Source organism: Salinimicrobium gaetbulicola (genome assembly GCF_042676025.1).
In the GTDB taxonomy this organism is placed as follows: Bacteria; Bacteroidota; Bacteroidia; order Flavobacteriales; family Flavobacteriaceae; genus Salinimicrobium; species Salinimicrobium gaetbulicola.
Window position 1 is genome coordinate 218,994 of sequence record NZ_JBHTJP010000032.1, and the last position, 13,607, is coordinate 232,600.

The window sequence follows — 13,607 nt, forward strand, 5'->3', positions numbered from 1 at the left end:
AATATCGTTAAAGTACCAATTTTAACATTCGGCTATACTACAAATATTTAGGAGGGATTGTTTAATTTACTGAAAAACCGTGACTTAATCCTAATTTTTAAAATATGATCATCATCATGTTTTAATTTTGTAAGAAAAGGCTTTCAGGAAAGGGACTTTATAAATATTTATCGAATTAATGGTATATTAAACCTCAAAACCAACCACATCATGAGAAAAATTTATTCTACCAATCTAAACCTTCCCAGTATTGATGCCGGTCTCCTGGTATTGAGAGTGGGTGTCGCAGCATTCATGCTTACCCATGGAGTCCCCAAACTTTTAAACCTTTTTGGAAGTGAGGAAATTGCTTTTGCCGATCCATTAGGATTGGGAGCCACAACCTCGTTGTTGCTTTCAACTTTCGCGGAGTTCATTTGTTCTATCCTTATTCTCTTTGGATTGGGAACCCGTCTTGCTGCTATTGTCCTGATATTTAATATGGCTGTTGCCTTTTTTATCTTTCACGCGCAGGATCCATTCAAAGGAAAAGAGCTTGCCGGAGTCTTTCTCCTTATATATATAGTAATACTAATAACAGGGGCAGGGAAGTACGCCCTCGATTATTACTGGCTTAAACGGACCAAGCATTCCTAAAACAAAAAAGGGTTGTTCTCTCGAACAACCCTTTTCATTTTTCCGGTCTAAGACCTACATATCGTCTTTCTCTAAAGTTTTATTATCAGCTTCCAACATGGCAAGGAACTTGTCCAGGTTAGGAATGATGACAATTCTGGTCCTTCTGTTCTTCGCACGATTTTCGGCAGTGTCATTAGGAGCTAAAGGCTTGAAGCTACTTCTTCCCGCAGCGATCAGTTTTTCAGGAGCCACATCAAAACGGTCCTGTAACAATCTAACAATTGCAGTTGATCTTCTAACACTTAGATCCCAGTTGTCCACTAAATAGGAATTTTCAACCATGGTTTGAGAATCTGTGTGGCCTTCAACCATTACTTCCATAGTAGGTTCAGAATTGATCACTTCAGCCAGCTTCTCAAGTAGTGGATACGCGTCTCTGCTCACCCTGTGGCTTCCGCTTCTAAAAAGAAGTTTGTCAGAAACATTGATCATCACTACAGTTTTATCAATAGAAATCTCAACATCTTCAGAGTCACCACTACTAATCTGGTTCTTTAGATTATGAGAAACCGCCAGGTTGATGGAGTCTTCGAGAGTTTCAGCTTTCGCTAATTCTGCCTGATCCACATTTTTCAGGGTCTCTCTCATTTTCCTTTTGTTGGCATTTGACATCACTGTCAATTCATTGATCTCAAGTTTTTGATCGTTTTCATCTTTCAAAGAATTGATCTTCGCGTTATAATCAGAAACACGGGCTTCAATTACGCCTAATCTTTCCTCAAGTTCTTCTTTTTCTACCTGGGTTTTCTGCAGACTGCTTCGGGTTTGATTATAGTCTTCCTCCAGGGCCACATATTTCTTTTTAGATACACAAGAGGTTAACATGCTTGCTGCCAATACCGTTACGGTAAGAATTCGTTTCATAATGTTTAATTTTTGTTTTAAAGTTCACTTTGATATTTGGGTTATCGAGACTTTAAAACGTGTTTTATAATGCGAAATTATATAAAAGGCATTTTTACTTCTTTGGTTTTAACGGAAGATTATTATCCTAATAAGTCAGTTGCTAAAAAAGTCTTAATAAACTGGCTGAATCACGTTAAATTTTTACCTTTTTGAAATATTTGAAGTATCGCTTTTCCCCTGATTTTATCAGGTTTTTTCGAAACATCTGAAGCACAGATTTTTACAGCTGCTTTACCCGGAAAAGATTAAATTTATACTCCTATCTTATATAAAACTATACGCTCAATAAATTGGAACCCGAAAAAAAAGAGAAGAAGAAAGATAAAAAGAAAGGCTCAGGGTTAAGGCTCTTCGGAAAGATCCTTTTAGGGATTTTTATTTTCTTGCTTCTGTTGATACTGTTTATCCGCAGTCCCTGGGGGCAGGGTATTATTGTTGATCGATTAGTTTCTTACCTTGAGGATCAAACAGGTACAGAGATCAAAGTGGATCGACTTTTTATTACCTTTTCCGGAAATATTAACCTGGAGGGATTATATATGGAGGATAAGCAAGGGGACACCTTGATCTATTCTCGTTACCTGGAAGCTGACATTCCCTTATTACCTATTATTAAGAAGCAGGGTTTTTCTATTGATAATATTGATTGGCGTGGGGTAAGAGCCAATATCCGCCGCGTAGACAGCGTTTCAGGGTTTAATTACCAGTTCCTGATGGACGCCTTTGTTAGCCAGGATACTACAGTCGCTGCCACGCCTGCCGATACGACGGGTGCCGGAATGGAATTCAGCCTGGGAGATATACAGCTCTCTGATTTTCAATTGAAATTTAACGATCAGGTAGGAGGGATCGATAGTCAGTTTAATCTTGGGGAACTGGAAGTGGAAGTTGAAAATTTTGATCTGGCTGCAATGGATTTTGATATCCGGGAGGCTACTCTTCTGGATACCCGTTTTTCTTATGTCCAGACCAAGCCATTCCCTGAAAAAGAGGAAAAAGATCCGGCACCTCTTCCGAAGATAGCTATTCATAACTTGAAACTCGATAATGTTTCCGGAGAGTATAATTCCATTCCTGACGGACTTTTAGCAGATGTTTCTATAGATGATCTGATAGTTGAACTACCTGAAGCTAACCTTTCTGAAAATGAGATAATTCTGGAGCGCCTCAGGTTGAAAAATTCCAATATCCTGATCCACACCACGACTTCTTCCGAAGTGAGTATAGCTAAAGAAAAAATACCTTCTGAAAAACCCATTTTTGAATGGCCTCAATGGGACGTAATTGCCGAAGAGATTACTCTGGTGGATAATCATTTTCAATATATCGTAGATTCGGCCACTCCGCAAAAAGGAGTTTTTAATCCCAATGCGATCGATATTCAGAACCTTACTTTTCAGGCAAATCATTTAGCTTTAAAGCCCGGTTCTGCCGAATCATTCGTTCAAAAATTGAATTTCAGGGAGGCTTCCGGCTTAGATCTTACAAGGCTGGCTTTTGACCTGGATGTTTCAGAAGAAAGCATGTCATTAAACAACCTAAACCTTCAGTTAAATGAAAATGTTGTTAGAGGTGACCTTGGTATTGAATATCCCGGTCTGAATAATTTCCTTAATGAGCCTGAAACGGGCAGGGTGGACCTTCAGCTACCTGAATTTAAAGTTAACCTGGAAGAATTATTCTTTTTCCAGCCGCAGCTAAGAGAGAATGAATATGTCAATGCTCTAAGCGAAAAAAGTTTATACGGAAGCCTTTATGCAGACGGAAAACTTTCCGAAATAAAGGTTCAAAATTCCCGGGTCAATTGGGGGCAAAATACTTCTGTGGCACTTAACGGAAATATTTTTAATGCTACGGAACCTGATAAAATAGGATTCGATTTTCCACAGTTCAGAGCTGTTTCCACGCGCAATGACATTTTGAAATTTGTAAAGGAAGAAGACCTTGGCATTAAATTACCTGAAAATGTTGAGATCACCGGAAATTTGAGTGGTACTCCTGAAAATATTCAGATCGATGCTAACCTGAGCTCTTCTATGGGAGATCTTCAAATAGCCGGTAAATTTGTTTCAGCACCCGGGATCGCCTTTGACGCCGATGTTCAGGTCACCGAATTCAAGGTAGGGGAACTGCTTCAGAATAAAAGTCTTGGTAATGTGAGCCTTGACCTTAAGGCTTCCGGAAACGGAGCAAATGTCAATGAACTGGATGTGGACTTCAAATCAAATATTTCCAGTTTTGGGTACAATAATTATACTTTCAGGAATCTGGATCTTTTAGGAGAACTCGAAAATGGAGAAGGTTATGTAGAAGCGGATTATAAGGATGAAAACCTCAATATGACCCTGGAAGGTTTTATTGAGATGGACAGTATCGCACCTAAAATTGCAGTACAACTTGATGTTATTGGGGCGAATTTGCAGGAACTGGGATTGTTTCAGAGACCTGTGAACGCAGCTTTAAAGTTGGAAGCTAATTTTAAAGGGAATGCGACCAATTATGATGTTTCAGCAAATATTACCGATGGAATCGCGGTTTATGACAATGAATCTTATCTCCTGGGTAATCTTGAAGTCACAGGCCATGTAGAAGAAGATACGACCTCCCTTGATATTCGCAACCGAATACTTAATCTCCGGTTAAGGTCCAATGCCAGCCCGATTGACTTCAGCAAGGCTTTAAACAGGCATTATGAGAGTTATTTCTCTACCATAGAAAGAACCGATACCGTACAAAACCCGGTTAATTTAGACCTTACCGCAGAAGTAAGTCCCACGCCCATGTTGGAGGAAGTATTCTTGCCGAAACTGGAAGGCTTAGATACCATAAAGGTTAAGGTTGATTTTCGGGAAAAGGAACGAAGCTTAATTGCCGATATTGATCTTCCATATATCAAATACTTCGGAAGTGAAATTGACAGCCTTCGCTTTAACCTGGATTCAAATAAGGAGGGATTAGCTTTTGACTTCGGATTAAAAAGTCTTGATTTTGGTCCGTTGGCCATTAAGCAAACTATTTTAAAAGGGGAGTTAGCCGATCAGAATCTAGAATTGGATTTTACTTCAAATTATGAGGATAAGAAATTAATGCATATCCGGTCCCAGATCTCAAAGTCTGAGGAGATCCTTAGAATTCATGTGGTGCCGGATGAATTTGTCCTCAACGCGGTGCCATGGAATATCGCCCCTGAAAATGAGATCTTAATAGGAAAAAATAATTGGGAGTTCAATGATTTCCGGCTTACCAGAAACGGCCAGGAGATGATCGTAAGCAACCAGGTTCCCGGTGTTCAGAAAGAGCATATTGGGCTGGAGTTTGAAAATTTCAACTTAGCGACACTATTTTCCTATCTGAACCCTGAAGAAGTCCTGGCGTCAGGAAGGCTTAATGGGAATTTTATTGTTGAAGAACCCTTTGGCAGCACAGGGATGTTAGCAAATTTAAGGATCAATGAATTTGCGGTCATGGAAGTGCCTTTTGGAATTCTCACTTTAGAAGGTGAGGCTGTAGGCAGCAGGACCTATGATTTCGATCTCGCTATCAAAGAAGGCGATGTCGACCTGGATCTTACCGGTAATTATCAGGCCGATGAAACTGCCGCTAAATTAAACCTTGACCTCGATCTTAACGAAGTTAAAATGAAAGTTGTAGAAGGCCTTTCCTCGGGTGCTTTGAATACAACTTCCGGAAGTTTTTCAGGAAATATTTCAGTCAAGGGAACTACTGCAGATCCTGTTTATGAAGGGACTTTGAACTTCAATCAGGCGGCATTTACGGTAGCTACTTTGAATGCCTCCTTCGTCCTTGCAGATGAGACCCTGAAGGTTACTAACGAAGGCCTTTTCATGGATAATTTTGAAATTAGGGACAGCAAGAAGAATACCCTGGTGCTTGATGGCGGAATTTATACGGAAAGTTTAACCAATCCTGAATTTGACCTGGATTTTACTGCTAAGAATTTCACCGCTTTGAACTCTACCGAGGAGGATAATGAACTCTTCTACGGAATCGCGGTTTTTGATGCTGAAGGTAGTGTTACCGGGAACCTCGAGCTTCCAAAAATAGATCTGGACCTGGACATCAAGGAAGAAACAGATATGACCTATGTGATTCCTTCTGCACGCCTCGAGATCGAAGAAAGGGAAGGAGTGGTTAAATTTGTGAACAGGGAAGACCCTGACAGGATACTTACCCAGACCACTGCCAGCGAGGATGCGATCACATTTTCGGGCCTTAATCTCAATTCTTATATAAACCTGGAAAAGAATGCGACCTTCACGATAGTTCTCGATGAAGATACCGGAGATCATTTTAGAGCTTCGGGGGAGGGAGATCTGTTGTTCAATATTTATCCTAACGGAAGAACCACGCTCTCGGGAAGAGTAGATATTAATGACGGATATTATGAAATGAGCTTGTATAATCTGGTAACCCGGAAATTTGACCTGATGGACGGAAGTAGCATTGTCTGGGCCGGGGATCCTTTGGACGCTGATCTTGATATTACAGCGGTTTATAGAGTAGAGGTCTCCGCTTCAGGATTAATGGCTCCGCAGATCACGGGAGCAGATGTAGATGTGAAAGACAGGTACCGTCAGGAATTACCTTTTTTGGTCTATCTGAATATTGACGGGGATATATCTCAACCTTTGCTGTCCTTTGGACTTGATATGCCTGAAGACGAGCAAGGCGCTATTGGAGGGCAGGTGTACGGAAGGGTTCAACAGATCAACACACAGGAAAATGAACTCAATAAACAGGTTTTTTCACTACTCGTTCTTAACCGATTCTTCCCCGATTCGGGAAGTGACGGAAGTGCAGGTGGAACACTCGCATTTGCAAGAGATAACCTGAATGAAGCCCTTTCAGATCAGCTGAATTTATTTTCAGATAAACTGCTGGGAGAAACCGGAATTGATCTCAAATTCGGTTTGGATAGCTATACAGATTACCAGGGAGAAAGTCCGCAGGAACGAACCCAGCTGGATATTACCGCTCAAAAAAGCCTTTTAGATGACCGATTGATCGTGAGTGTAGGAAGTGAAGTAGACCTTCAGGGTAGCAGCCAGGTGGAAGAGAGCAGCCCGGTAATAGGAAATGTGAGCCTGGAATACCTTTTAACCGAAAACGGCCGATTCAGACTGAGAGCTTTCCGAAGAAAATCTTATGAGAATGTAATTGACGGACAAATAATCGTGAGCGGTCTTTCCCTGATCTTTACCCAGGAATTCAACAAGTTCCATGAGATCTGGGACCAGGTGATTAAAGACGAAAAGAAAAAGAAAAAACAAAAGGAAGAAGAAGAAAGTGGGGAGTAATTATGAAATATAATTTTAAAAAGTTCGGTTTTTTATTATTTATCTCTGCGATAATAGTCTTGCAGGCCTGTAGTGTGAAAAAGTTCATTCCTGAAGAGGAATTGCTTTACACCGGGGCAGATCTAACCCTGGAATCAAATAATGAGATTGAAAATAAAAAAGAGCTTAAAGCCCAGCTGGAAAATCTTATAAAACCGGAACCTAATTCCAAGATCTTAGGATCAAGATTTAAATTGTACTTCCATTACAAAGCCCAGAAGGAAAAACCCGGTTTCATTAATAAGTTCATGAATAAAAAGTTCGGGGAAGAGCCGGTTTATCTGTCAGATGTAGATCCATACCAGACGGAAGATATTCTGAAGAACCGACTCGAGAACAGGGGATATTTTTACAGTAGGGTAAATCATTCGGTTGAAGAAAATGAAAAAAATAAAACTGCCAGGTTATCCTATACCGCTATTTTACCCGAGGAGCCTTACAGGCTTGAGAATTACAAGTTAGATAATGATACCTTACCTATATACCGCGAAATAAAAGAGACGCTTCCAAATGCCCTTTTAGAGCCTGGAATGCCTTTTAATTTTGCCATGATGAAATTGGAAAGGGAGCGAATTGACAGGGAACTTAAGAAAAGAGGTTATTATAATTTCAGTTCTAATTTCCTGATCTTCGAGGCAGATACGAATCAATATGACCAAAAGAAATTTGATCTCTTTTTAAGGCTCAAGGAGGAAGTACCAAAGGCGGGAATAAAACCTTATAAAATAAAGAGAATCAATGTTTATCCTAACTATGTGGTAGGCACTGATACCTTAAAAAAGGACACCCTTAGATATGAGGACAAAAATTATATACAGGCTAAGGAATTCTTTAAACCAAAGCGCCTTGATCCCTTTATAATTTTGGATGAAGGGCAGTTGTACGACCCTAAAAAATCGGCTTTGACAAGTCGAAGATTAACCTCAATCGGAGCATATAAGTTCGTAAACATTAGATATGATGAACTGGATTCCATCTCAACCGACAGTTTGGGATACCTGGAAACGAATATATTTCTATCTCCTCTTAATAAAAGGGCTATTCGCGCCGAAATTCAGGCTGTAACGAAGTCAAATAATTTTGCAGGACCGCATTTGGCTATTACCTACTCAAACCGGAATCTTTTTCACGGGGGAGAGATCTTGAATATCACCGGAAAAGTGGGTTACGAAAAGCAACTTTCGGGAGGGAATCAAACCGGTTTGAGCAGCACCCAATTCGGGATCGAAACGGCCTTGATCTATCCCAGAATGCTTTTTCCAATAGCTGTGAACAATGACTGGTTTAAATATTCCATTCCCAAGACCAAAATAGCCGCAGGTTTTGAGTATCTCAACAGGAGTAAGCTGTTCAGTTTGTTCTCGGCTACGGGAAGTTTCGGATATATCTGGAGAGCCAACAAATATGTGACGCATGAACTGAATCCATTCTCGGTAAACTATGTGAGGTTGAGTAAGACCACAGAAACATTTAAAGATATTTTGGAAGAAAATCCGTTTTTAAAGACCAGTTTTGATCAACAGTTCATTGCGGGGCTCACCTATTCTTTTACTTATAACGGAATGGTGGACCAAAATGATACACACCAGTTCTTTTTGAACTCCAATCTCGATGTTGCCGGAAATATTCTTGACATTTTAAGTAAAGGTGAATCACCTAAACAATTCCTGGGTCTCGATTTTGCCCAATACGCCAAAATAGATGCAGATCTTAGATACCATTTTAAAATTGATCCCAATCAAACTATTGCTTCCCGTCTATTTGCGGGAATAGGGATCCCTTATGGTAATTCGGAGATTATGCCTTTCAGCAGGCAATTCTTTTCCGGAGGTCCGTACAGTGTTCGGGCATTCAAGATCCGGTCTTTGGGGCCTGGATCTTATCAACCTGAAGAAGAAGACATAAATTCATATTACGATCGTACAGGTAATATTAGGCTGGAAGCTAACCTGGAATACCGGTTTCCAATTTATCAATTTTTAAAAGGTGCGGTTTTCACTGATGCCGGGAATGTATGGAACACTAAAGAGATCCCCGATGCCAGAGGGAAATTTGGTTCTAATTTTCTCAATGAAGTTGCAGTGGGAGTAGGTACCGGTTTGAGGATCGATATTCAAAGCTTTGTTATCAGATTTGATCTAGCGGCTCCCTTAAGAACGCCATGGCTACCTGAAGGAGAACGCTGGGACTTAAAATTGGATGAGCTGGTATTAAACTTTGCGATCGGGTATCCTTTCTAATGCTGCATCTTGGTCCCGTAACAAAGATCTCCGGCATCTCCAAGACCGGGAACTATATAACCACGCTCATTTAATTCTTCATCTATGGTAGCGATCCATAAATGTGTGTTTTCAGGGAATTCAGATTGCATGTACTCAATACCTTCCTTCGCCCCAATAACTGAAACCAAATGGATGTTCTTCGGAGTACCCATGCTCTCCAGAGCCTTCATGACATTGACAAATGAACGACCTGTCGCCAACATAGGATCGGCAAGGATCAAGGTCTTATTATCTAATGAGGGAGAAGCAAGGTATTCTACCAGGATCTCAAATTTTTCATCATTATCGGGGTGATGTCTGTATGCTGAAATGAAAGAGTTTTCAGCATCATCAAAGTAGTTCAGTAATCCATTATGTAATGGTAGACCGGCTCTTAAAATAGAGCAAAGTACTATGTCTTCAGCTGGTAACGGAACATTTGCCTGACCTAATGGGGTTGTTACCGACGTGTCATTATAATTTAAGTGTTTGCTCAGCTCATATCCCAACACTTCACCCAGTCTTTCTATATTTCTCCTGAAGCGCATCCTGTCAGTCTGGATATTTATGTCCCTTAACTGGGCGATAAACTTATTTGCAATGGAATTGTTCTCTAAAAGATGGTGAATGTGCATAATCAAGATATAATTGTGGGAGATAAAAACCCTTTAACGGGTTCAAATTTAAAAATTATTAAGCCACAACTCCGCAATTGTGGCGAAAATTTGCTGGTTTTTGGAATCTATTTTTAAGAATTATCGAATCAGGCTTTCCAAAAATGCAAATGCGCTACACATTTTTAGTTTTCTTATATGAGAAAATCGATAAAAATTGGTAAATTGAGATATATTGCACTGCAATTCAGATAAATACACGGATCTATTCCTGGAATTAAAGAAGATTACTCCCTTATTCTCAAATTTAATTGGAATGAACACTATAGAACAATTTATCAGGGAAGTCAATGAGGCCATTTCTGACGTAAATACAGACTATTTATTAGATAAAATCACAGATGATTTTTGTTGGACCATTATAGGTGAAAAAACTGTGAGCGGGAAAACAGAATTTTCCGAAGCTATGGATCAAATGAGAGGCTTGCCAAAAATGAAAATTAGTATTGAAAAGGTAATGACAGACCAGCAGTGCGCTACCGTAGAGGGAGTAGTTGTAGGCAAGAACCGTAATGGGCAAAAGAAATATTTTGCGTTTGCCGATATTTATGAATTGGAAGGGGCGAACGATCCTAAAATAAAAAAATTAACTTCTTATGTTATTGACGTAAGTAAACACAAACAATACAAGGAAAGTTTTTAAAAAAAGAGAGGATTTAAAACCTCTCTTTTTGCATTCCTACTATCTATTTTATTCGGATCCTTTTGACCGCCCCTTATATTTTTCGGCTTTATCCCCTTTATAAATGGTATCTGACTGCTCCTCCATGTTATCGTTGGAGTTTGCAGATTCCTTCGGCCTCTTTTTCCTTTCGGAATCATCGGGTTTATTACGGGTGGGGTTAAATTGTTTGTCATCCAATTCCGGGACATCCAGGTCTGCACCTGCATAATCTATAGGTTCATCCCGATCCTGAAAATATTCTCCTTTCTTTTCATCCTTACTTTGATTATTGAGAACTTCTTTATCTTCAGAAGTTATTTCAGGATTAAAAGGAAGGTCTTTAGATGATTTTTGATCTTGATCCTCATTCTTTTTTGGCATTTCTTCTTTCTTTGTCATAACTCAAGTTTTGTTTTAAAATAAGTAATAACAGTGCCTTAGGCAATTAGGATCGGGTTAAAGTGGAGTTAAATACTCGAAGAAGTGGACTATAGTTTTTAGAATCTATCAGAATTATTTCCGGAATTAGTAATTTAGGTCAAATTTTTGATGTCTGTGAGTTTGTATTATTGGACTCAAATTATTCGGGATGAAAAAAAATATTCTTTTTAGTGCCATATTTCTTCTATCTATGTCTCTCATGGGGCAGGTAGACCAATCAACTACTACTGTAAAAGCTCCTGATGGTTTATTGACCTCACCTCAAACAGGTGACGAGAGTAAAAGCCTATTAAGAACTAACGGTAACCACAGCCTGAGTAACAAAAGGGGACTTCTCAACTCCAGTTCGGTAAAACTTGGTGAAGAAAAAGAACCTTCCTTCAGTATGCGTACAGATAACGGTTTAATGACTTTTAAACCGAAAGATTTCGCGCCAAAAGCATTCACTAAAGACAAGGAGATCAAGGCTGAGTACCATAAAGATCAGTATTTGGGCGATCTAAAGACCGGTGGTGGTTTTGTAGAGCTTTACTGCAGGGATCATGAGTATGTTGACGGAGACAGGATACGTATCTATGTAAATGGAGAAATGATCCATAATAATATAGCGCTTGGTGCTGGTTATCATCCAATTTTGGTAAGGTTAAATATGGGGTTCAACAGCATAGAATTTGAAGCCCTTAACCAGGGAACATCGGGTCCAAATACCGCTGAATTAAGGATCTTTGACGAGAATGGAATGGAAATGGCTAAAAAAGAATGGAATCTTATTACGGGAGGAAAGGCTAATTTGATCGTGGTAAAACAGTAAAAAATAAAAAAAACTCCCGGCACTCGGGAGTTTTTTTTATACCTGACCGGTAGGAATATCTTCCATAGATTTGACATTTTCATAAGTTGATCTCATTTCTTTTAATTGTCTTTGAAGCACCTCTTTAATATGAGGCGGAATTTTATGTTTAGACAGTTTATCTTCATATTCCTCGATACTTTGCTTTTCACCCTGTAAACATTCTTTTAATAGCGTTTGATCTGTGTCCTTGCCAATTGAGCTTTTTAAGTTGAGCCAGGTTCTATGTAAGGATCCTGTCAAACTTCCTTTTTCTTTTGGTTTTGCGTTCAATGAGTGAATTAGTTTATCCAGTTCTGTGGTATAATGATCTCTTCTGACAACCTGTTTTTTCAGAAATTGCTTTAAATCATTGTTTTCGGCACGTTCCACTGCAATCTTATAATCTTTAGCTGCGTCATAATTCTTCTCAAGAAGGACCTGTAAACAATGTACTACTTGATCATGACTTCGTTCTTTTGCCGATTCTCTGGTAGTTTTCATGGCTTAAGAATTTAAAAAATAATTAATAGGAAATATACATTTTATATAGGCTAATTAGAATGATAATCGTCATTTTTAGCTTATAATTAACTGAAATACAGATAATAATAACCCGGCAAGTTTGAGGGGTTGTTCCAGATTAAATTTTGTAATTTTAATATAAAATCCAACTCATGAAGAAAGTATTGGTAGCCATTGATTACAATCCTGTTTCTGAAAAAGTAGCTCGTGCGGCACTTGATCTTATTAAAAATATGCCTGCTGAAATATGTCTGATCCATGTACTTGCGGATGTAAGTTATTATGGAGCGGAGTTTCCAACTTTCATGGGGTACGACGGGTATGCAGGGGCAGGACCCGATTTTGAAATGGCATTGGAAATGAGAAAAGTGGCTGAAGACTTTCTTGAAAAAGCGGCAGCGCATATTGATCACCCAAATGTATCCACCTACTTGGCCGAAGGAGGAACGGCAAATGCAATTTTAGCTTATGCTGAAGAATGGAAAGCAGACCTGTTGGTAATGGGCACACATAGCCATTCAGGACTGGAAAAGCTTCTCATGGGCACAGTAGCCGAAAAAGTAATAGAAAAAACAAAAATTCCGGTTTATCTGGTACCCGTGAAGAAAAATTAAACCTTCATTTTTGGAGACCTTGAGTATCTTCCATTAAATAATTGGCTTATATTCTGTGAAGTGAGAAAAGAAATCTTAACTTTGCGCATATTGTATCTACTGAATACTTTTTTAGGCAAATCTTCTTTCCGGTTTTTTTCCAATAAATTATTTAGTATTTTCAACTAAATCTATTCATTAATTAAAACCTTATAAGTACCGAATGGCTAAATCACAGCAAACATATAACAAAACCGAAAAGGAAAAGAAAAAACTGAAGAAGCGGGAAGAGAAGAAGAAGAAGAAAGAAGAACGCAAAGCCAGTGGAGGCACAACTTCAGAGTTTGCTTATGTAGATCAATTCGGAAATCTTACCGATACTCCACCAGATCCTTCTGATAAAGTTGAAGTAGATCCTGAAAGTATTGAAATAGGAATTCCTAAAAAAGAAGATTCGGAAGAAGAAGAAAACGACTTCAGCAAAGAAGGTAAAGTTTCCTTTTTTGACCATTCTAAAGGGTTTGGTTTTATTCTTGACGATCGAACTCAAGAAAAATATTTTGTTCACGTGACCGGTCTTATTGATGAGATCCAGGAAAATGACAAAGTAACCTTCGAGCTTGAGAAAGGCCAAAGAGGAATGAATGCCGTAAGAGTAAAGAAGCTATAGACCTCACGA

General features: G+C 39.1%; 11 protein-coding genes. 7 read left to right on the forward strand and 4 right to left on the reverse strand.

Annotation, left to right across the window (positions count from 1 at the left end; genetic code table 11):
• Positions 1–210: 210 nt before the first annotated feature.
• Entirely contained in the window at positions 211–636 is a 426-nt protein-coding gene (locus ACFQ1G_RS02540) for a DoxX family protein (protein ID WP_380736701.1), read from the forward strand.
• Between the two features lie 54 nt (positions 637–690).
• On the opposite strand, the gene ACFQ1G_RS02545 is transcribed toward ACFQ1G_RS02540, so the two are convergent.
• On the reverse strand, positions 691–1,542 hold the full coding sequence (locus tag ACFQ1G_RS02545) for an OmpA/MotB family protein (RefSeq protein ID WP_380736702.1): 852 nt from the start codon (positions 1,540–1,542) through the stop codon (positions 691–693).
• Positions 1,543–1,874: 332 nt separating this feature from the next.
• On the opposite strand from ACFQ1G_RS02545, the gene ACFQ1G_RS02550 reads away from it, so the two are divergent.
• Complete coding sequence (locus ACFQ1G_RS02550; RefSeq protein WP_380736703.1) at positions 1,875–6,902, forward strand: translocation/assembly module TamB domain-containing protein; 5,028 nt, start codon at positions 1,875–1,877, stop codon at positions 6,900–6,902.
• Positions 6,903–6,904: 2 nt separating this feature from the next.
• Positions 6,905–9,181 carry a translocation and assembly module lipoprotein TamL gene (tamL, locus tag ACFQ1G_RS02555; RefSeq protein ID WP_380736704.1) on the forward strand — a complete coding sequence of 759 codons (2,277 nt, stop codon included), beginning with the start codon at positions 6,905–6,907 and terminating at the stop codon, positions 9,179–9,181.
• Here the strand turns inward: tamL and upp are convergent.
• The gene (gene upp / locus ACFQ1G_RS02560) at positions 9,178–9,837 is read right to left on the reverse strand and encodes a uracil phosphoribosyltransferase (RefSeq protein WP_380736705.1); all 660 of its coding nucleotides are present in this window, start codon (positions 9,835–9,837) and stop codon (positions 9,178–9,180) included. The two genes, tamL and upp, sit on opposite strands and share 4 nt — an antisense overlap.
• Positions 9,838–10,132: 295 nt before the next feature.
• Between upp and ACFQ1G_RS02565 the strand changes: the two genes are divergently transcribed.
• Positions 10,133–10,519, forward strand: a complete 387-nt coding sequence (locus ACFQ1G_RS02565; RefSeq protein ID WP_380736706.1) for a nuclear transport factor 2 family protein — start codon at positions 10,133–10,135, stop codon at positions 10,517–10,519.
• Between the two features lie 48 nt (positions 10,520–10,567).
• On the opposite strand, the gene ACFQ1G_RS02570 is transcribed toward ACFQ1G_RS02565, so the two are convergent.
• Entirely contained in the window at positions 10,568–10,939 is a 372-nt protein-coding gene (locus tag ACFQ1G_RS02570; RefSeq protein WP_380736707.1) for a hypothetical protein, read from the reverse strand.
• Between the two features lie 190 nt (positions 10,940–11,129).
• Here ACFQ1G_RS02570 and ACFQ1G_RS02575 point away from each other — a divergent pair, with 190 nt between their 5' ends.
• A complete protein-coding gene (locus ACFQ1G_RS02575; protein ID WP_380736708.1) occupies positions 11,130–11,792 on the forward strand; it encodes a hypothetical protein in 663 nt (220 codons plus the stop codon).
• Between the two features lie 36 nt (positions 11,793–11,828).
• Here the strand turns inward: ACFQ1G_RS02575 and ACFQ1G_RS02580 are convergent, their stop codons facing one another.
• Positions 11,829–12,314, reverse strand: a complete 486-nt coding sequence (locus ACFQ1G_RS02580; protein WP_380736709.1) for a ferritin-like domain-containing protein — start codon at positions 12,312–12,314, stop codon at positions 11,829–11,831.
• A gap of 173 nt (positions 12,315–12,487) precedes the next feature.
• Between ACFQ1G_RS02580 and ACFQ1G_RS02585 the strand changes: the two genes are divergently transcribed.
• Together ACFQ1G_RS02585 and ACFQ1G_RS02590 are read left to right on the forward strand one after the other, a co-directional pair.
• A complete protein-coding gene (locus ACFQ1G_RS02585) occupies positions 12,488–12,949 on the forward strand; it encodes a universal stress protein (protein WP_380736710.1) in 462 nt (153 codons plus the stop codon).
• 202 nt (positions 12,950–13,151) lie between these two features.
• Positions 13,152–13,598, forward strand: coding sequence for a cold-shock protein (locus tag ACFQ1G_RS02590; protein ID WP_380736711.1), 447 nt, complete (start codon positions 13,152–13,154; stop codon positions 13,596–13,598).
• Positions 13,599–13,607: the final 9 nt, after the last annotated feature.